This is a genomic window from Frederiksenia canicola, assembly GCF_011455495.1.
GTDB lineage: Bacteria > Pseudomonadota > Gammaproteobacteria > Enterobacterales > Pasteurellaceae > Frederiksenia > Frederiksenia canicola.
Genome location: NZ_CP015029.1, coordinates 475,151 through 495,228, shown reverse-complemented (window position 1 = coordinate 495,228; position 20,078 = coordinate 475,151). Strand labels below are relative to the sequence as shown.

Below are 20,078 nucleotides of genomic sequence, written 5' to 3'. Positions count from 1 at the left end.
ACCTAAAACGGCACGCCCGAATACAAAATCACATTGGCATAAGGCGAACACTCGCCCGTTCTCACCACCCCTTTGGCTTGGTTGCTTTGGACTTTAAACTCACTATGTGGCACATATTCCACCGCAATCGGTTTACCTTGCTCCGCCGCCAGTTTTTCAACTATCGCCAAAACTTGCTGTTCTGTTTGTGGATTGATCTGCTTAATTTCACTCGCCAACACAATTTTTTCCACAAATAGCTCAGAAATAACCGCTTGTAATGTGGATAAAAAATCAGGAAGACCTTTGGTCAGTGCTAAATCAATGCAAGTTTGATCGGCAGGAATGGGTAGCCCCGCATCGCAAATTGTCAACCCATCTGTATGCCCCATTGTTGCAATTAAATGGGAAAGTTGTGCATTTAAAATCGTTGTTTTTTTCATCAAAAACCACCTTGATTATTCTTCGTTCCGTAAAAAACCACAATCGAAACGTTTCGATAGCTAAAGCCTAAGCAATTTTGAGCCAAAAAACAATCAGATTATATTGAAAGTGTGAAGTGGTTCAAAAAATTGGGGAAAAGATAGTTGTGAGGCATCCTACAACATTAGAAGGAAGATCGTTTTACCAATTCGGGTTCCAATTGAATCGTTTCAATCGGCTTGTTCGGTTCTCGAATGCGGGCAAGGAGTTGCTCAACCGCATTTTTGGCGAGGCGAGCTTTCGGTTGGTGAATGGTGGAAAGCGGAGGGGCGAGGAATTGAGTGAGTTCAATGTTGTCGTAGCCAATGATCGCGATGTCTTGCGGAATGCGTAATCCTGCTTGCCAAATTGCTTGATATGCTCCAATTGCAATGCTGTCGCTCATCGCAAAAATGGCTTGCGGGCGATTGGGTAGTGCGAGCAATTTGCGGGTGGCTTCCACGCCACCATCGTAGTGGAAGTGGCTTTCGATGATCCATTCGGGACGGATTTGCAAATTTTTCTCTGAAAGTGACCGCTTGTAGCCTTTCAAACGGTTGACAGTAAGCGGTTTCGAACGTTCCCCTGTGATCACCGCAACATCGGTATAGCCTGCATCAATTAACGCTTTTGTTGCAAGATAGCCACCAAGTTCAGAATTTTCGTGAATAATATCTGCATTTAACGGCTGTTGCCACCAGTCGATAACCACCATTGGTAATTGCAAATTTGCTAAAATTTCAGGTTCAAAATCTTGCGGCTCTGCACACATCAACAACAAGCCATCGACTTGTTTGGCAAGCAGTCTATCCAAGTGTTTTTTGAGACTTTGGGGGTTGCCATCGGTATTCACCAAAATCAGATGATAGTTGTGGCGTTCACAATAGCGTTCAACGTGGCGAACCACCTCCGCAAAAAACGGGTTGCTACTGGCAGTGACCAACATTCCAAGGGTGTTGGTTTCTTTGATTTTCAGGCTACGGGCGACAAGAGATGGTTTATAGTCCAACTCCTTGATTACTTTCTGCACTTTTTCAGTGATTTCAGGACTTACAAAGCGAGAACCATTTACCACGTGGGAAACCGTCGAAAGCGAGACTTGTGCAATCCGTGCGATGTCTTTCATTGTTGCCATAGATGACCTTTGCAAAAAATTTATTGGAACTGACCGCTTGTAGACAAAAAAATAACGCTTTAGCCATGGGCTAAAGCGTCGGATTTCCAACTTATCGACGACTCGATAGCTGAGATTTTGTAAGTTCGTAAACACGCAATTTCGCAATTTCGCGAGCCAATTTTGCGGTGAGATCCGCATCGTTGGTTTTGCCGAGAGTTTCTTCCGCTCTGCGTTTTGCTGCTAAAATGCGTTGTTCATCCAACTCTTCACCACGAATTGCGGTGTCTGCAAGCACGGTAACAACGGTTGGTTGCACTTCAAGGAAGCCTCCCGATACATAGATGAATTCTTCTTTGCCATCAGCAAGGGTGAATTTCACCATACCCGGTTTAATTGCGGTTAATAATGGGGTGTGTCCCGCATAGACACCAAGTTCCCCATCGACCCCTGAAACACGCACACTCGTTACGTCGCCGCAGAAAATTTTACGCTCTGCACTCACCACAGTGAGTTCAAATTGAGATGCCATGTTGTTCTCCTTTTTTAAATGTTAGGGAACAATTACATCTTGTTCGCGCGTTCAACCACTTCGTCAATTGAACCAGCCATATAGAACGCTTGTTCTGGGATATGGTCGTATTCGCCAGCTAAGATGCCTTTGAAACCACGAATCGTTTCTTTTAATGGTACGAATTTACCAGGCACGCCATTGAACACTTCTGCAACGTGGAATGGTTGCGATAAGAAACGTTCAATTTTACGAGCACGAGCAACCACAAGTTTGTCATCTTCAGACAATTCATCCATACCAAGAATGGCGATAATGTCTTTTAACTCTTTATAACGTTGCAATGTACCTTGTACGCCACGGGCAACATCGTAGTGTTCTTGACCAACAACGAGTGGGTCTAACTGACGTGAAGTAGAATCAAGTGGGTCAACCGCTGGGTAGATACCAAGTGATGCGATTTGACGGCTCAATACCACCGTTGAGTCTAAATGAGCAAAGGTAGTCGCTGGCGATGGGTCAGTTAAGTCATCGGCAGGAACATAAACCGCTTGCACCGAGGTAATAGAACCTGTTTTGGTTGAAGTAATACGCTCTTGGAGTACACCCATTTCTTCTGCAAGGGTTGGCTGATAACCTACCGCTGATGGCATACGACCTAACAATGCGGATACTTCAGTACCTGCAAGGGTGTAACGATAGATATTATCCACGAAGAATAAGACGTCACGACCTTCATCACGGAATTTTTCCGCCATAGTTAAGCCCGTTAATGCCACACGCAGACGGTTGCCTGGTGGCTCATTCATCTGACCGTAAACAAGTGATACTTTATCTAATACGTTAGAGTCTTTCATCTCGTGGTAGAAGTCGTTACCCTCACGAGTACGCTCACCAACACCTGCAAACACTGAGTAACCTGAGTGCTCGATTGCAATGTTACGGATTAACTCCATCATATTAACGGTTTTACCTACGCCCGCACCACCGAATAGACCAACTTTACCCCCTTTAGCGAAAGGAGCTACTAAGTCGATAACCTTGATCCCTGTTTCTAATAATTCAGTGCTGTTTGCTTGTTCTTCGTAGCTTGGTGCTGCACGGTGAATTGCCCAACGTTCTTCTTCACCGATTGGACCCGCTTCATCGATTGGCTCACCCAATACATTCATAATACGACCAAGGGTTTTAGTCCCAACTGGCACCTCAATCGCATTGCCTGTATTTTCAACTTTTAAACCACGTTTTAGACCATCAGATGTGCCAAGTGCGATACAACGAACCACACCGCCACCTAATTGTTGTTGAACTTCAAGAGTTAATCCTGTTTCAACTTTTAATGCATCATAAACTTTTGGTACTGCATCTTGCGGAAACTCAACATCGATTACCGCACCGATGATTTGTACAATTTTTCCCGTTGCCATTACCGTTCCTCTATTCTTGATTAAATTGCTGCGGCACCCGCGACAATTTCATTTAATTCATTCGTAATACTTGCTTGGCGAGCTTTGTTATACACCAACTGTAATTCATTGATTAAGTTGCCTGCATTATCAGTTGCTGCTTTCATTGCCACCATTCTAGCTGCCTGTTCGGACGCAAGATTATCTACAATCGCTTGGTACACTTGAGATTCTAAATAGCGAACTAATAAGCTATCTAGCAATGCTTTTGGATTTGGCTCATAGAGATAATCCCACGAACCTGTTGACTCCAAATGGTCATCTGCAAGAGTTGGAAGCGGTAACAATTTTTGTAAGGTTGGTTTTTGTGACATCGTGTTAACGAAAGTATTATAAACGACATAAACTTCGTCAATTTCACCTTCACGATAACGGTTAATCATACCATTTACGATCCCAACCAAATCCTCCATTGTTGGTGCATCACCTAAGCCCGAAACATGGGCCTTAATTTCAACACCAACAGATTGGAAGAAAGAAATTGCTTTATTTCCAATTAAACCAACGACTGATTTTACCCCTTTATCATCTTGTACCTTTAACTCATTTAAAACCATTTTAAATAAATTAATGTTCAAACCACCGCAAAGACCACGGTCAGTTGAAACCACAAGATAGCCCACTTTTTTCACTTCACGTGGGGTTAAGAAAGGGTGTTTATACTCAACGTTACCTTTGGCAATATGGCTAATTACCCGACGAATAGATTCTGAGTATGGGCGAGACGCCGACATTCTCTCTTGGGTTTTACGCATTTTTGATGCAGCAACCATTTCCATCGCTTTGGTAATTTTTTGTGTATTACGAACACTCGCAATTTTGGTTCTTATCTCTTTAGCACCTGCCATATTCTTTCTCCGCTAAAGTAGATTACCAAGCACTATTCTTTTTGAAGCTATCCAAAATTTCGATCAATTTTGCTTTGATATCATCATTATAGTTGCCTGATTGAGAGAGTTCTTTCATAAACTCGCCGTAGTTTGCAGCTGCATAATCTAAAAGATTTGCTTCAAAAGAACCGACACGCTCAACTTCCACATCATCTAAATAACCAAATTCAGCCGCAGCGAGAGATAAACCTAACTGTGCGACAGACATTGGCGAGAATTGTTTCTGTTTAAGAAGCTCAGTTACTTTTTGACCGTGTGATAACTGTTTGCGTGTTGCATCGTCTAAGTCTGATGCGAACTGTGCAAACGCCGCTAATTCACGATATTGAGCAAGTGCGGTACGGATACCACCCGCTAATTTTTTAACCAATTTAGTTTGTGCAGAGCCACCAACACGAGATACCGAAATACCTGGGTTTACTGCTGGGCGAATACCTGCGTTAAACAAGCCAGACTCTAAGAAAATCTGACCATCAGTAATCGAAATTACGTTAGTTGGAACGAATGCTGAAACATCACCCGCTTGGGTTTCGATAATTGGTAAAGCGGTTAATGAACCAGTTTGACCTTTCACTGCTCCGTTGGTGAAACGTTCTACATAATCTGCATTTACACGAGATGCTCGTTCAAGTAAACGTGAGTGTAGGTAGAATACGTCACCTGGGTACGCTTCACGGCCTGGCGGACGACGTAAAAGAAGTGAAATTTGACGGTAAGCAACTGCTTGCTTAGACAAATCATCATAAACGATCAACGCATCTTCACCGCGATCACGGAAGTACTCACCCATTGCACAACCAGCATATGGAGCAAGGTATTGCAACGCGGCAGATTCTGATGCAGATGCGACAACCACGATAGTGTTTTGTAACGCACCATGCTCTTCTAATTTACGCACCACGTTAGAAATGGTCGATGCTTTTTGACCGATCGCCACGTAGATACATTTAATGCCTGAATCACGTTGATTAATGATCGCATCGATAGCTAATGCGGTTTTACCCGTTTGACGGTCACCAATAATTAATTCACGCTGACCACGACCGATTGGCACCATTGAGTCAACCGCTTTGTAACCCGTTTGTACAGGTTGATCAACTGATTGACGATCGATAACACCTGGTGCGATCACTTCGATTGGTGAGAAACCATCGTTTTGGATTTCACCTTTACCATCGATAGGCTGACCGAGGGTGTTTACCACACGACCTAACAAACCACGACCCACTGGCACTTCTAAAATACGACCAGTGCATTTCACTTCCATACCTTCTGCTAAATCAGCGTATGGACCCATGACTACTGCACCAACTGAATCTCTTTCTAAGTTTAAGGCGATAGCATAACGGTTGCCTGGCAACTCAATCATCTCACCTTGCATTACATCGGATAAGCCATGGATACGAATAACCCCATCGCTAACCGAAACGATTGTCCCAGTACTTTGTGCTTCACTTACCACATTGAACTGTGCAATACGTTTTTTAATCAATTCACTAATTTCTGTAGAATTTAGTTGCATTTTCTATTCCTCTTACAAGCACAACTCTTGGCTCAAACGGTTTAACTGACCTTTACTGCTGCCGTCAATAACAGTGTCATCATAGCGAATTACCGCACCCGCCAATAATGCAGGATCAACTTTGGTAATAAGACGAACTTGGCTGTTTAATTTCACTTTCATTGCATTTGCAATTTTTGTTTCTTGAGCAGCAGTTAAAGGAGTTGCTGAAGTGACAAAAACTTCTTTGACGGCTTCATGGTTTGCACGCAATTCAAGGAAACCTTGATACACAGCAGATAACGCCGCAAGACGTTTATTTTCAGCCATTACACGAATGAAATTTTGCCCATGTTGATCAAGTTGTTCTGCACAAATCGCAATAAACGCATCTGCAATTTTGCTGGTGGCTAATGAAGAACGGATAAAGCCTTGAACTTCTTCATTTTCTGCTACCAATGAGGCAAATTGCAACATACTTTGCCATTTGTCTAACTGACCTTGTTCTAAAGCAAAATCAAAAGCTGCTTTAGCATAGGGGCGAGCTACTGTAGTTAATTCTGACATAGGCCCCTCTCAATTATAATTCTGCAACTAGCTTATCAATAATGTCATTGTTTGCCGCCGCATCAACGGAACGACCCACAATTTTCTCTGCACCGGCAACCGCCAATGCAGCCACTTTTTGACGAAGCTCTTCTTGAACACGTTTACGTTCGCTTTCAACTTCGGCGTAACCTTGCTCAATAATTTTCGCTCTTTCTGCTTCAGCTTCTGCTTGCACAGATTCTAAAATCTCATTGCGACGTTTTGTTGCTAAATCGATGATGTGTTGTGCTTCTTCACGCGCTTTGGCAAGTTCTTGCTCAACCAAAACTTTCGTGTCAGCTTGTTCTTGCTTCGCTTTTTCAGCGCTTGCAAGTGCGTCTGCAATTTTAGCTTGACGCGATTCAATCGCTCCAATGAGCGGCGGCCAAACAAATTTCATGCAGAACCACACAAACAGTGTGAACGCAATCAGTTGACCAATTAGTGTTGCATTTAAGTTCACAACGCCCTCCTCAAAGTCGGCTAAGTTACTCGAAAGTAACTATGGTTTATAAAACAAATCCGACTTATTTCAATAAATCAATGAACGGGTTTGCGAAGATGAAAAGTAAAGAGATACCAACTGCAATCATTGCAATCGCATCAAGAAGACCTGCAACGATAAACATTTTAGTTTGTAAGCTACTTGCTAATTCAGGTTGGCGAGCTGAAGACTCTAAGAATTTACCACCTAAAATTGCGAAGCCAATTGCTGTACCAAGTGCAGCAAAAGCAAGTAGGATTGACGCACCAATAATTGTTGCTGTAATTACAGTTTCCATAATGTTCTCCATTAAGATTGAGGAAAAAGCCTTGCGGCTAAGGTTAATAAAAAAGTTAAATAAAAAAGTTAAGATGATTCGGTTTTACAAGCGGATAGTTCCTGAGAATTTTTTGCAAATTTTCAGCAGTAAGTAACCGCTTGCATCCTATCATTTGTTTAGTGATCTGCCTTGTTATAAGCAATACTCAAGTAAACAATCGTTAGCATCATAAAGATAAAGGCTTGAAGCGTAATGATCAAAATGTGGAAAATCGCCCAAGCTAAATGTAATGGCAAACCTAACGCTTGAAGCAAGAAGTTGTCTGCCATATACATTACTGCAATTAAGATAAAGATTAGCTCACCTGCATACATATTTCCGAATAAACGGAATGCTAATGAAATTGGTTTTGCTAACAGCGTAACCATTTCTAAGACAAAGTTCACTGGAATGAACGCCCAATGATTGAACGGGTGAAGGGTGTATTCTTTAATGAAACCGCCTACACCTTTTGACCTAATCGTATAGAAAATGATTAAACAGAACACACAAATTGCCATACCTAACGTTGCACTGATATCGGCAGTTGGTACTGCACGCAAGTAGTCAATGCCTAGCATTGCAGCAATTTGTGGAGGGAAATCAACAGGGATAAGGTCGATCGCATTCATGACAAACACCCAGCAGAATACGGTGAGTGCTAATGGTGCAACGACTTGGCGAGAGCCATGAAAGTTTTCTTTCACCATGCCATCTACCCATTCAATAATCATTTCAACGAAGCATTGAAATTTTCCTGGCACGCCGTTAGTTGCATTTTTTGCCACACGGTAAAAGAAAAAGAGAAAGATCACCCCAGCAACTACTGAGAAAAACAGAGTGTCTAAATGCACATTCCAAAAACCGTCGCCCGTTTTCAAGAATGATAAGTGGTGACTAATATAGTCAGCCGTTGTTTGACCAGCCATAATTTATCCCTTTGAGAATTTAAAAATGAAAAGATTCAAAGCATTAGGTCTGTTGCGTCAAGAAAATCGGCAACAAACCATTACAAATTAAAAACAGAAAATATCCACTAAAAAACAGTAACACATTCAAATTCGGAAAACCTATCAGCGCCGTAACCATTAACACGATAGTTGCCAGCCATTTTAGCCCCTCTCCCCGATAGAATGCCGCCATTTTATTGGTGTTTTTTGTATTTTTACGAAAGAACACCCAAAAAATGAACAGACATTGGGGTAAAAAACTACTTAATCCCCCCAGTAAAAAAGCGAATGCGGCTGAAACATTTTGCACTAGCAACAAAAGTAAAGTACCGCTCACTAAACCACAGCATTCAACGAACATCACTTTACGATAAAGTTGCTTGGTTTGTTGAAGAACTGCCGACATACTTTTTACTCAAGCTATTCAGTTAAACGTTTGCTAATGCTAATGAAAATGCACTGTTTCGTTACAAAAAATCTTGTGAATTATACGCACAATAGCTGATGATTCCAACCACTAAACCAAAGAAAAAATGTTAAGTATTTAACATTTTTGACATTTTCTCCAAATTTCTCACTGGTTTTCGATTTTTCACCTAAAAAGTCTGGTAAGACAAAACAACAAGCGGTCAGTTCCTCCCCAAATTTTGCAAGTCGTTCATTACAAACAACATAAAAAAAACGGACACCCGAAGGTGTCCGTTTGCAAAATGAAGGTGAAATCTCACCGCTTATTAGTGTATTACCATTGGTAACCTACACCCACAGATCCACCGAAGTCTCCGCGAGTATTCGCATTACCTTGAAGTTTCAAGATAACTTTACCGTTGTCACTTGCACGTGAGTAACCTACAGCCACCGCACTTTCGCCTTTATAGGTACCTGCTGCAGCTGCCACCATTGATTTACCTGGTAAGTAAACTTGTGGTAAGCCTGCTGCGGCATTCGAACCAGCGATACCACCACGGAGGTCTTTGTTAGTTTTATTAATGCGTTTATGAACATCACCCAAACCTTGGTTAAGTTGGTTTACGTTCACTGCATCAGTGCCGTTTACACCTGGTGCAACATTGGTAATACGTGCCGCAGAGCCATCAGCCTTACTCACAGATAAGTCACCCGTTGATGTTGAGCCAACTTTCGGACCTTTATCTCCACCAACTTGAATAGTGTTAAATACTGGATTATCCGAAATGGTTACTTTCACTTGACGTGTGCCATCAGCCAGCGTTGAACCTGTGACCGTTGCATTTTTGTTGCCACTTGCAAACTCAACACGGCTGTTATTACGCACTTGATCTTTGTATTTGTCATCTGCTGTGCCAATCACAAAGCCTAAGTTTTGTAAATCACCCACGGTCGCTGCATTGTTCGGGTTAGAGTTTGCAAAATCCGCTAAACCACCGTTACCTGCTGTACCTAAAGCATCTTTCGCTTTTGTTCGGTCAATAGCGGTTGCGGTATCTGTTGGCTTACCATTAGCTCCAACATCACTTTCTTTGTACCATTTACCGTCGTTAGCGAGTTTAATTTTCTCACCATCAACAACTGGTGCATTAAAGGTGTTTGCACCATTTGCAACATTACCTAATTGTGATGGTTTACCAATTTCACCATTCGGTGCCGCTGGGTTCACTAAGTTAGTGCTTAATGCATTCACATCCGCAGGTTTAGTCATATCTGGTTTGCCATCTGCACCCACTTGGTAGAACTTGTCTCCCACTTTCGCTACAGGCACATCTTTACCACTTGCATCTTTAGTTGTGTAGGTAAGTGGTAAACCATTTACGTGTACAGAAACTTTGGTTGTATCCACACCTGTTTTTTCATCACGTGTTGTTTCTGCTGTTACAACCGTATTTGCACCATTGGTGAAATCAACCACATCGTTCGGGGTCACTTTTTCAGTCGGTTTACCCTTACCGTTGGTGGACTCACCATTTTGTTGTACAAAGAAGCCTGATTTGTTAACTGTTTGATCTAACTGATCTTTGTTCACCGCTTGATCTGGTTTTTCTGCCCAGGCAACATTATCCAAGTTCACACCACCTGTACCTTTGGTGATTTCATCTTTAGCATTTGGATTTGCTTTGATTGCGGCTGCTTTCGCTGCATCTACTGCTTTTAAGATGTCCGCTGGCGTTGCTTGTGGGTTAGCTGCCAAAGTATCTGCGACCGCTTTTTCAGCTGCCGCTGCAACTGGGTCTTTCACCTCATACTTCGGCGTGTCTTTACCAAGACCGTTAGTGAGCTGTGCCCCTTTGTTGAGTTTCGCCACTTCTTCTGGTTTCAACGCTTTCGGTGCTTGTGCCGCTGGGTCAGTTGGTTTTTTCACAGAGCCATCTGGGTTCACATCGTCTTTCGCGTAGAACTGACCGTCGTTCGCTTTCACAAACTCTTTGCCGGTTGCATCGGTGTATTTGAAGTCAATTGGTAAATCCACATCCACTTTCACTGTGGTGGTTGTGACTACTTTGCCTTCGTTATCCACTTTCTTCACCGTACCCAGTGACACTTGGGTGTTCTTACCATCTGCGAAACGTACTTCGTCATCAGGATTTACTTTCTCTGGCGTGTCTGGTGTATGGTTGTAGTCCACTTTTGCCGCTTCCGCTGCATCCGCTTTACCCACTGTCCAGCCTGATTTTTGCAATGCTTCTGCGACTTTGTGACCAGTCACTAAACCATCACCATTGTTCACCACAGTGTCTTTCTGTGCTTGTGTTAATGGTTGAACACCTGGTTTAGGCTCACCTGTTGTTGGGTCAATGTCTGATTTTTTGTAGTAGTTGCCATCTGGGGTTTTCACTACTTCAGTCGGTTGACCATCAATGGTTGCAATGCCTTCATTTGGCTTGATAACATCGCCTTCTTTCAAGGCAATCTTGATTTCACGAGCACCTGTGTCTTTATTGGTTGAACCTTCTACGGTGATAAATTTCTTATCGCCGACAAAGTCCACTTTAGTATTGTTGCGTACTTGGTCGGTATAACCGTTTTCTGAAGTACCAATGTTAAAGCCAAGGTTTTGTAAGTCGCCTACTGTCGCCGCGTTGTTCGGGTTAGATTTCTCGAAATCTACTAAACCACCATTAGGTGTTGCCTTAAGTGCTTCTGCTGCTTTCGCTGGGTCAATAGCGGTTGCGGTATCTGTTGGTTTACCGTTAGCTCCAACATCACTTTCTTTGTACCATTTACCGTCGTTAGCGAGTTTGATGTCTTTGCCATCTACTTGCGGCGCAACAAAGGTGTTTGCACCATTTGCAACATTACCTAATTGTGATGGTGCACCAATTTCGCCTTTACCCGCTTCTGGGTTCACTAAGTTAGTTGATAAGTTTTTCACTTGCTCTGGTGTTAAGGCTTCACCTGTTGGTTTACCGTCTGCACCCACTTGGTAGAACTTATCACCCACTTTTGCCACAGGTACATCTTTGCCTGTTGCATCTTTGGTCGTGTAAGTAAGTGGTAAGCCGTTTACATTGACTGTAACTGTTGTCTTATCAGCACCCGTTGCTTCATCACGCTTGGTTTCTGCTGTCACAAGGGTATTCGCACCATTTGCAAAGTTTACCGTGTCGTTCGGCGTGACTTTCTCAGTTGGTTGACCTGCGATAGTTGACTCACCGTTTTGCTCTACAAAGAAGCCTGATTTGTTGACAGTTTGGTCTAACTGGTCTTTGTTTACCGCTTGGTCAGGTTTTTCTGCCCATGCAACGTTATCCAAGTTCACACCACCTGTACCTGCAGTCACCGTATCTTTCGCTTCAGGATTTGCTTTAATCGCTTCTACACGCGCTTTATCCGTAGCTGTTTTTACTGCGGCTGCAATAGTTTCTGGTGTCGCTGCTGGATCAGCGGCTAAAGTATCTTTAACGGCTTTTTCTGCTGCTTGCTGTACTGCAACTTGAATTGGATCTTTTGCAGTATAGCCATTGTTTGGTTGACCATTTGCATTTACCCCATCAGTAAGCTGAGCACCTTTCTTCAATTCAGAAACTTGGTCATCTGTAAGTGGTTGAGCACTGATGCTTGGGAAGCCATCAACACCAACTTCATTTTTCGCATAGAACTTACCATCGTTTGCTTTCACATACTCTTTGCCTGTCGCATCGGTATATTTGAAATCAACTGGTAAATCGACATCCACTTTCACAACAGTCGTAGTAACAACTTTGCCATCCGCATCTAATTTCTTCACAGTACCTAAAGACGCTACTGTGTTTTTACCATCTGCAAAGCGAACATTATCATTCGGGTTCACTTTTTCATCTGCATTAGTATAAGTGACTTCAAACGCTTCTTCAGCCTCTGCTTTACCTACTGTCCAACCTGATTTTTGGATAGCTTCTGCCACTTTGTGGCCAGTCACTAGACCGTTACCATTGTTTTTAATGGTTGCAACTTGCTCATCGGTTAGTGGTGCTACATTTGGTTTTGGCTCACCTGTTGTTGGGTCAATATCCGATTTTTTGTAGTATTTGCCATCTGGAGCTTTCACAACTTCTGTTGGTTGACCATCAATTTTTGCGGTACCTTCACCTTCTTTGATAACTTCACCTTGTTTTACATCGAAGGTTATTTCTTGAGCACCAGTCTCTGCATTTTGACCAATTGTTACATTAGCAAGACCTTTACCAACAAACTTCACTTGATCTGCATTTTTAATTGCTTTTGCGTAGTCTGATCCATCTTCAGCTTGACCAGATAATACCCAACCCATTTTTCTTAGGTCAGAAACGGTTACCGCATTATTTGGATTTGATGTTGCTAAATCAGCTAAGCCTGCAAACGCCGAATTAGGATTAGGGAGAGTCACAACAGGAACATTAGTTTTACCTGATAATGGTTTACCATTAGCATCCAAGTCTTCTGGTCTGTAGTAATCATCACCCACTTTAACTAGAGGCTTACCCTCTAACGTTGATGTTCCATCTAACGTGTTTGTTCCTGCAGCAAGGTTACCTAACTGAATTGGTGATTTAGTTTCATTACCTGCTGTTGCAGTTGGATTCACTAAATTCACTTGTGGATTTTCAACTGCTTTAGCCCCAGCAGTTGGGTTACCATCAGCACCAATATCAGCTGGTTTGTAGAACTTACCATCCTTCGCTTTCTTAACAGGGTTACCTTCTGCATCGACAAGCTCAACTAAAGTATTCACTTTCACTGTGCTCGAGGCCCCATCAGACTCCACTACTACCGTCGTACCCGTGCCATCTACAAAGTTCACTGTGTCATATGGTTTAACAAAGTCTTTTGGCAAGCCATTATTTTGTAAATTCCAACCAGTATTTAATACATCACGAATTGTAGCTGCATTTTGGAATTTCCAGTCTGGGTTTGCATTTTTTGCATCGTATAGTGTTGGAGCTGATTGCGATTTAGTAATCGTTACTGCTGTACCATTTGGATTACGTGGATCAACAGTTGAGCTATACGTATCTGTTAATGTATGTTGGACATTAGTTAATACTACGGGTGTTGTTGTGCCATCTTTTGTATTTTTATCCGTTCTTGGTGCACTCATTGAGGCGATAACTGGTGTTGAGCTATCACATTTACCACCTGTTACGGTGTTATAACAGCCATCTTCACGGTTATCTAATGGTGTACCGTCTTCTTTGGTATAAATAACTGGCATATTGTGACGCAAGTTATTTGCTACCATATAAAGTTGGCTACCATTGATTGCATCAGTGGATGTCGCAGAAATATTACCAGGTGCAACATTCACGATTTGACGCTCATTATGTTTTGAGCCTACGCTAAATACGCTGATTTCACCCGCAGTTCTAGCTGAACCATCAGCTTTTTCATTTCCTGCAAAACCTGCATATAAAATGCCGTTCACTTTCGCACTATCTTCTAAGGTTGCAGCACGGTCAACAGAGTTAGAACCGATCGCAACATTATTTGCAAGTGTTGCTTGTGCACGAGAACCTAAAGCCATTGCATCATTAGCAGAAGCATTTGCCCACTCCCCCATAGAAATAGTATTACGGGCATTGGAGAATGCGTTTGCATCAATGACTCTAGAATTTTCATTATTCGGCGTATTTAATTTGCTTGCGCGCCCTGCGTGGCGTCCAATTGCAATATTGGCATTACCTGAAGTGTAACCCCCAGCTTCTTTACCAATTGCAACATTGTCGTGCCCTAACGTATTGATACCTGCTCTTGATGAAATAGCAGTATTGGTATTGCCCGTTATAATCACGCCAGTTGCAGCACCTCTTTCTGTAGAAACTCTTTCCATCTCTGCTTTAACTGCTACATTCGTTTTATCGACTGCACCGGCTTTGTTACCGATAGACACACCTTCACCGTAGTAACTGTTATAGCCACCACTACCAGCTTGATTACCGATATTTACACCATATTGGTTATTGATAGTACCGTGTCCTGCTTCATTACCAACATTCGTACCACTTAATAAACCATTAGCACTTGTTTTACCTGCATTTGTTCGGCTAGTGATATCGGCATTAGTACCTTTATTAGCCAAATCAACACCTTCTGAACCAGATAGGCGACCAATAGAAACTGTATTAGTTTCTGAGGCTCTTGCATTTAAACCAATAGCGATAGTCGCTGTACCAGATGCTTTACTCTTATCGCCGCCAGCAAATGATGATTCTCCAGAAGCGGTATTACCCACACCAAATGCAGAAGCACGATTACCACTTGCCGTTGCTAAACGACCAATCGCAGCAGAATTTACACCTGTTGCTGTTGAGCTTTGACCAAATGCCTGAGCACCTTCTGCCTCTGCCTTGCTGTTATTACCAATAGAGGTTGCACCTAAGCCGATAGCTTTCACTTTATTACCTAAAGCTAATGATTCTGCACCATCTGCAAGAACATCACTACCGATAGCAACGGAGTTTTTTTGTGTTGTTTTAACACGCACACCCGCAGCAACAGAATCTATCGCTTTAGCTCCATCATTATTAAAGTTAGTCTCATCCCCTGTGTCTGTGGTATTCACACTATAATAATGTATTTTGTCTTCAGCAGATAAGTCTGTGCTAATCTTAACTTCAGCTCCATTTTGAGCCAAAGTAATGCCTTTACCCGCTTTTAAAGTAAGAGATTCACCATTGGCGATTTTATTATCAGCTGCACCCGTTGCTCCAGCTGGAGTTGAGTTATTTGCATTGCCACCATCAGCTGCCGTATTTAATACAAAGCCTGCTGCTTTTAATTGAGCCACATTCACCGCATCCGTATCTTGTGTACCAGCTGCAACAGAAGTAATTTGACGGGTTACGGTTGTACCATTACCAACTGACACTGCAGCATGAGTAGAGGTCCAAGTAGTATTATTTTTATCTGTGGCTGCAGATAAAGGATCGCTACCAACTTGGTTCGCAGCAACATCTGCAACACTCTTAGCACCTAGTGCTACACCATGGCTTACCTTAGCGATAGACTCAGAACCGATTGCAATTGCAACATGTTTTTCTGACTTAGCTAAAGAACCAATTGCAATACCACCTGCAGCACCGCTTGCAACATTAGCTTGAGCACCAACGGCAACCCCTTGCCCCTCTAGTGCTTTAGAAGCATCACCTAATGCAACAGTACCACGACCAATACCTTGAGCATTACGACCAATTGAAATTGCTGCTTTACCAGATGCTTTGGTTTTTTCGGAACCTATTGCAATCATCCCTTCACGATCGCCTCTACCCTCATTATTTAAAGCTAGATCAGCTGGTAGATACTCTGTTCTCACATTACGGCCAATAGCAATTGAATCTTCTACTTGTGCATAAGCTGCATCACCTATAGCGACTGAGCTTTTAGATACTGCTGTACTGAATGCACCAACTGCAACTGTACGATAATCTTGTGCATCTGCAGATACACCAACAGCGGTGCCGCCCTCTCCTTTAGACTTTGAATATGCGCCAACTGCTGTTGAGCTATTTCCAGATGCAGCTTTAGCATAATTACCCGCTTTATACTCTTCTGTAGTCATAGCACCTTTACCAGCACCATCACCAAGTGCTACTGAAGATAGACCAATTGCATGTGAGTCATTACCACCAGCAAACGAGTTTTGACCTTTTGCATGAGCTACTTGACCTATCGCGGTTGCATTAACCCCTTCTGTTTTACTTTCAGAACCGACTGCCACAGCACCCTGAGCTAATGCTTTAGACTCAGTACCCATTGCAATTGAATGATTTGACGTAGCATTAGTACGTACACCAATTGCAACTGAGTTTGCTCCAGTTGTCTTATATGCTGAATCGATTTTTGGAGTTGATCCATCAGCAGATGCTGCAACAGAAGGTTGATAGTTAGCATGTAAACCAATAGCAATCGCTCCCCCAGCACCAGCATTAGCTGTATTACCCATCGCAACGGAATTATCTCCTAAAGCACGGGAAGAATTACCCACCGCCGTCGATGTTGTCCCAAAGCCTTGGGCTTGTTGACCAACTGCTGTTGCTCCAATTTTAGTAGCCAAAGCACGGTGACCAATGGCGACGGCATTTTCAACTTCAACATAAGTAATAGTTTGAGTACCTACTGTTCTTGTTTTAGCATTAATTTCTGTATCCGTTGATTTATTAGACTTAGCTCTTGAAATTGCCTCGGCAGAGTTAACATAAGTACCCAACATTACATTGCGAGCACCTTTAACACCTTCACCTGCACTCGTACCCATTGCGATATTATTATTAACATCTAAACCATTTTTAAGTGCCGCATCACCAATGGCAATGTTACGTCCTTCAGCTTCTTTAGGTTTTGCTCCTTCTTTTGTTGGAGCTGGAGCAGTTGCTCCCATACCAGCAAAACGACCAATAGACACATCCCAACGACCACTTGCCTCTGCATTCTGTCCAATAGAGACCGATTGATCGAATGTTGCTTTAGCAGCATTACCAATAGCAACAGATGCAGTACCTTCAGTGGTTGCAGATAGCCCCATTGCCACATTGCTCTCGCCGTTATTTGTAGTGCCTTTGCCAATTACTATTGATTTCGCTTTTTTAGTCTCATACGTTTTAACAGTACTTGTACTTGCATCACCACAAATGACACTTTCACTCTCACTATTATAAGAACAATAGTTATCGTCTCCTGAGCTAGCTGTAGTACCTGTTACTAGATCAGTGGCAAACACTTGACCACTCACCATTAAAATAGCCGATGCAATTGCGGTATAAACAAAGCCTGCTTTATAGATACCGTTGATTTGTAAGTTAGATTCACCTGCTGTGGCTGTTGAGGCCGTTTTACCGTGAGCTTTGCTGAGTTCTGACGTTACTACCCAGCTTTGCGTTGCGTGATGCCAAATCACTTTAAAAATTTTGTTCATTAGAAGTTCCTCTTAAAATTTAGGGATGTTTCATGCCCATGAAAACAGAAATGGACGTAAAATCTCATGCATATTAACAACAATTAATACAAAAACAAGTAACTTATACTTTTTAACCAGTGTAAAAATTTCGTAAACAATGAAAACCTTTGTTTGCTTACCTTTAACCTCATGATTTTAAAAAGAAATAACACATAACTCTATTCCTGTATTATTTAGTTTTTTGTTGGAAAATATTGTCATTTATAAGACTTAAAATAAAAAAATAATCCAATAGAAATAAATGCGATATTCCCTAAAACATTAAACGAAATCATTCGCACAGAAGTAGCATTCTACAATATAAAAAATGGCTAAAAATAACATTAACGATCCACTCCATTTGCTTATTGCGTAAATTCGATTAAAATCTTGACAAATTTTGTTTAAAAATAAGGAAACACTATGCATACACCACGTAACTTTGTGATGATTTCCCCGCACTTTCCAGCAAACTTCCAACCTTTTGCGGAACGATTACGGGAACAGGGCTTTAACACCTTAGGTATTGCTGACACCCCTTACGAGCAATTAAGCGAAGGGCTGCGCAACTCGCTCACCGAATATTATCGTGTGAATAATATGGAAGACTATGAGCAAGTGTATCGTGCTGTGGGCTATTTCGCACATAAATACGGACGTATTGACCGTATTGAGTCGCACAATGAATACTGGCTTGAGCTTGATGCTAAATTGCGTACCGATTTCAACGTGTTCGGCTATAAAACGGAAGATATGAAGTCGATCAAAACGAAATCAGCAATGAAAGAAATCTTCCGTAAAGCAGGGTTAAAAGTAGCTCAAGGGCGTGTGTTTAAAGATGATGAAGATGCTCGTAAACTGGCGAAGCAGCTCAACTTCCCTGTCATTATCAAACCAAATTCAGGCGTAGGTGCAAGCGATACTTACAAAATCAAATCGGCAGAAGAACTCGACGCTTTCTTCGGTTATAAAAATCCACAAGTGGAATACATTATGGAAGAGTTCATTGATGGCGATATCGTGACCTTCGATGGCTTAACCGACCACAATGGCAACATTGTGTTCTACTCTGGCTTGGAATATTCAGAAGTGGTGATCGACATTGTGTCCGAAGATCGTGATATTTATTTCTACGTTCCGCGTGAAATCCCGCAAGATTTAATCAAACTCGGTAAAAAATGTGTGGAAGCCTTTGGGGTGCGTGAACGTTTCTTCCACTTTGAATTTTTCCGCGTAAAAGGCACTGGCGAAATTATGCCTTTAGAAATCAATTGCCGTCCACCAGGTGGCTTAACCATTGATATGTGGAACTACGCCAACGATTTCGATGTGTTCCGCGAATATGCCAACATCGTGCGTGAAAATAAATTCTATGTGGAAATTCAACACCCGTGGAATGTGGTTTATATCTCACGCAAAGCCAATAAAAATTATGTGAACTCCATTGACGAGGTGTGCCGCAAATACGCAGGCAATATCATCAGTGTTCAAAGCGTGCCTGGCGTGTTCGCTAAAATCATGGGTGAACAAGGTATTTTGGCTCGCACTGCAGACATCAACGAAATGCACGAAATCGCCCATTTTGCTCAGGCAACTCATTCTTAATATTGAGTAAAACAAATCGCAACGGGCGGGCAAAAAACCGTCTGATCGTTAAAATACAGAAAGGAAAATTATGCACTTTGAAAAACGTAGCCACTGGAGTGGCGAATTAGGGCGTGAAATGCATTTCAACGTCTATGGACACGCAGGCAAACCCGTCATTGTGTTCCCCTCATCAGGCGGCAACCAAAACGAATATGGTAATTTTGGGATGATCGATGCTTGCCGTTCATTTATTGAGCGAGGCTTAATCAAATTCTACACGCCTGATTCTTTCGATAGCGAATCATGGCTTGCCGAGTGGAAATCTCCACACGATATGGCACAAGCCCACAACGCTTACGACCGTTATATCATCAATGAATTAGTCCCGTTGATCCGTCATGAATCCAACTGGGATGGCGCGATGATCGCAACAGGTTGCAGTATGGGAGGTTATCACACGATCAACTTCGCCCTACGCCACCCTGATTTATTCGATGTCGCCATCGCATTAAGTGGTGTGTATGACGCTCGTTTCTTCACCAACGATTTCCACGGCGATCATGCTGTTTACTTCAATTCACCGATTGATTATCTCTGGAATCAACACGACAGCTGGTTCTTAGATCGCTACCGCCAAAATCACTACATCGTGGCAGTTGGACAAGGTGCATGGGAAGAACAACACATCGCCGATACCAAACGCTTACAAGAAGCCTTTGCTGGCAAAGGCATTGAAGGTTGGTTCGACTTCTGGGGACACGATGTCGATCACGACTGGCCTTGGTGGCGAGTGCAAATGCCATTCTTCCTGAGCAAATTGGAAGAGCAAGGGATTATTTAATCCCTTTGCAAAAAATGATGAGAAA

Annotated in this window: 14 protein-coding genes; 2 read left to right on the top strand and 12 right to left on the bottom strand. The window is 42.4% G+C overall.

Annotated elements, in window-relative coordinates; all coding sequences use genetic code 11:
• Window positions 1-2: 2 nt before the first annotated feature.
• The 12 genes from rbsD to A4G17_RS02325 form a co-directional block, all read right to left on the bottom strand.
• Window positions 3-422: a D-ribose pyranase gene (gene rbsD / locus A4G17_RS02380; protein WP_123957065.1), complete on the bottom strand. Its 420-nt coding sequence runs from the start codon at window positions 420-422 to the stop codon at window positions 3-5.
• 164 nt (window positions 423-586) lie between these two features.
• Window positions 587-1,576 (bottom strand): substrate-binding domain-containing protein, encoded by a 990-nt coding sequence (locus A4G17_RS02375; protein ID WP_123957064.1) that lies wholly within the window; start codon window positions 1,574-1,576, stop codon window positions 587-589.
• A gap of 91 nt (window positions 1,577-1,667) precedes the next feature.
• On the bottom strand, window positions 1,668-2,087 hold the full coding sequence (locus A4G17_RS02370; protein WP_123957063.1) for a F0F1 ATP synthase subunit epsilon: 420 nt from the start codon (window positions 2,085-2,087) through the stop codon (window positions 1,668-1,670).
• A gap of 32 nt (window positions 2,088-2,119) precedes the next feature.
• On the bottom strand, window positions 2,120-3,493 hold the full coding sequence (gene atpD / locus A4G17_RS02365; protein WP_123957062.1) for a F0F1 ATP synthase subunit beta: 1,374 nt from the start codon (window positions 3,491-3,493) through the stop codon (window positions 2,120-2,122).
• Window positions 3,494-3,513: 20 nt separating this feature from the next.
• Complete coding sequence (atpG, locus tag A4G17_RS02360; RefSeq protein ID WP_123957061.1) at window positions 3,514-4,380, bottom strand: F0F1 ATP synthase subunit gamma; 867 nt, start codon at window positions 4,378-4,380, stop codon at window positions 3,514-3,516.
• 22 nt (window positions 4,381-4,402) lie between these two features.
• Window positions 4,403-5,944: a F0F1 ATP synthase subunit alpha gene (gene atpA, locus A4G17_RS02355; RefSeq protein ID WP_123957060.1), complete on the bottom strand. Its 1,542-nt coding sequence runs from the start codon at window positions 5,942-5,944 to the stop codon at window positions 4,403-4,405.
• A gap of 12 nt (window positions 5,945-5,956) precedes the next feature.
• On the bottom strand, window positions 5,957-6,490 hold the full coding sequence (gene atpH / locus A4G17_RS02350) for a F0F1 ATP synthase subunit delta (RefSeq protein WP_123957059.1): 534 nt from the start codon (window positions 6,488-6,490) through the stop codon (window positions 5,957-5,959).
• A gap of 13 nt (window positions 6,491-6,503) precedes the next feature.
• Window positions 6,504-6,974 (bottom strand): F0F1 ATP synthase subunit B, encoded by a 471-nt coding sequence (gene atpF / locus A4G17_RS02345; protein ID WP_123957058.1) that lies wholly within the window; start codon window positions 6,972-6,974, stop codon window positions 6,504-6,506.
• Between the two features lie 64 nt (window positions 6,975-7,038).
• Window positions 7,039-7,293 (bottom strand): F0F1 ATP synthase subunit C, encoded by a 255-nt coding sequence (gene atpE, locus A4G17_RS02340; RefSeq protein WP_005713637.1) that lies wholly within the window; start codon window positions 7,291-7,293, stop codon window positions 7,039-7,041.
• A 158-nt stretch (window positions 7,294-7,451) separates the two neighbouring features.
• A complete protein-coding gene (gene atpB / locus A4G17_RS02335) occupies window positions 7,452-8,243 on the bottom strand; it encodes a F0F1 ATP synthase subunit A (protein WP_123957057.1) in 792 nt (263 codons plus the stop codon).
• A 43-nt stretch (window positions 8,244-8,286) separates the two neighbouring features.
• Entirely contained in the window at window positions 8,287-8,670 is a 384-nt protein-coding gene (locus tag A4G17_RS02330) for an ATP synthase subunit I (RefSeq protein WP_123957056.1), read from the bottom strand.
• Window positions 8,671-9,006: 336 nt separating this feature from the next.
• A complete protein-coding gene (locus A4G17_RS02325; RefSeq protein ID WP_123957055.1) occupies window positions 9,007-17,604 on the bottom strand; it encodes a YadA-like family protein in 8,598 nt (2,865 codons plus the stop codon).
• A gap of 444 nt (window positions 17,605-18,048) precedes the next feature.
• Here A4G17_RS02325 and A4G17_RS02320 point away from each other — a divergent pair, with 444 nt between their 5' ends.
• Together A4G17_RS02320 and A4G17_RS02315 are read left to right on the top strand one after the other, a co-directional pair.
• Window positions 18,049-19,230: an ATP-grasp domain-containing protein gene (locus A4G17_RS02320; RefSeq protein ID WP_123957054.1), complete on the top strand. Its 1,182-nt coding sequence runs from the start codon at window positions 18,049-18,051 to the stop codon at window positions 19,228-19,230.
• A gap of 70 nt (window positions 19,231-19,300) precedes the next feature.
• Window positions 19,301-20,053 carry an esterase family protein gene (locus A4G17_RS02315; protein ID WP_123957053.1) on the top strand — a complete coding sequence of 251 codons (753 nt, stop codon included), beginning with the start codon at window positions 19,301-19,303 and terminating at the stop codon, window positions 20,051-20,053.
• The last annotated feature ends 25 nt before the right edge of the window (window positions 20,054-20,078 follow it).

Excerpts from the sequence above, each read along its gene's own strand:
- rbsD (WP_123957065.1), bottom strand. The coding sequence starts at position 422 with ATGAAAAAAACAACGATTTTAAATGCACAACTTTCCCATTTAATTGCA.
- A4G17_RS02375 (WP_123957064.1), bottom strand. The coding sequence starts at position 1,576 with ATGGCAACAATGAAAGACATCGCACGGATTGCACAAGTCTCGCTTTCG.
- A4G17_RS02370 (WP_123957063.1), bottom strand. The coding sequence starts at position 2,087 with ATGGCATCTCAATTTGAACTCACTGTGGTGAGTGCAGAGCGTAAAATT.
- atpD (WP_123957062.1), bottom strand. The coding sequence starts at position 3,493 with ATGGCAACGGGAAAAATTGTACAAATCATCGGTGCGGTAATCGATGTT.
- atpG (WP_123957061.1), bottom strand. The coding sequence starts at position 4,380 with ATGGCAGGTGCTAAAGAGATAAGAACCAAAATTGCGAGTGTTCGTAAT.
- atpA (WP_123957060.1), bottom strand. The coding sequence starts at position 5,944 with ATGCAACTAAATTCTACAGAAATTAGTGAATTGATTAAAAAACGTATT.
- atpH (WP_123957059.1), bottom strand. The coding sequence starts at position 6,490 with ATGTCAGAATTAACTACAGTAGCTCGCCCCTATGCTAAAGCAGCTTTT.
- atpE (WP_005713637.1), bottom strand. The coding sequence starts at position 7,293 with ATGGAAACTGTAATTACAGCAACAATTATTGGTGCGTCAATCCTACTT.
- atpB (WP_123957057.1), bottom strand. The coding sequence starts at position 8,243 with ATGGCTGGTCAAACAACGGCTGACTATATTAGTCACCACTTATCATTC.
- A4G17_RS02330 (WP_123957056.1), bottom strand. The coding sequence starts at position 8,670 with ATGTCGGCAGTTCTTCAACAAACCAAGCAACTTTATCGTAAAGTGATG.
- A4G17_RS02325 (WP_123957055.1), bottom strand. The coding sequence starts at position 17,604 with ATGAACAAAATTTTTAAAGTGATTTGGCATCACGCAACGCAAAGCTGG.
- A4G17_RS02320 (WP_123957054.1), top strand. The coding sequence starts at position 18,049 with ATGCATACACCACGTAACTTTGTGATGATTTCCCCGCACTTTCCAGCA.
- A4G17_RS02315 (WP_123957053.1), top strand. The coding sequence starts at position 19,301 with ATGCACTTTGAAAAACGTAGCCACTGGAGTGGCGAATTAGGGCGTGAA.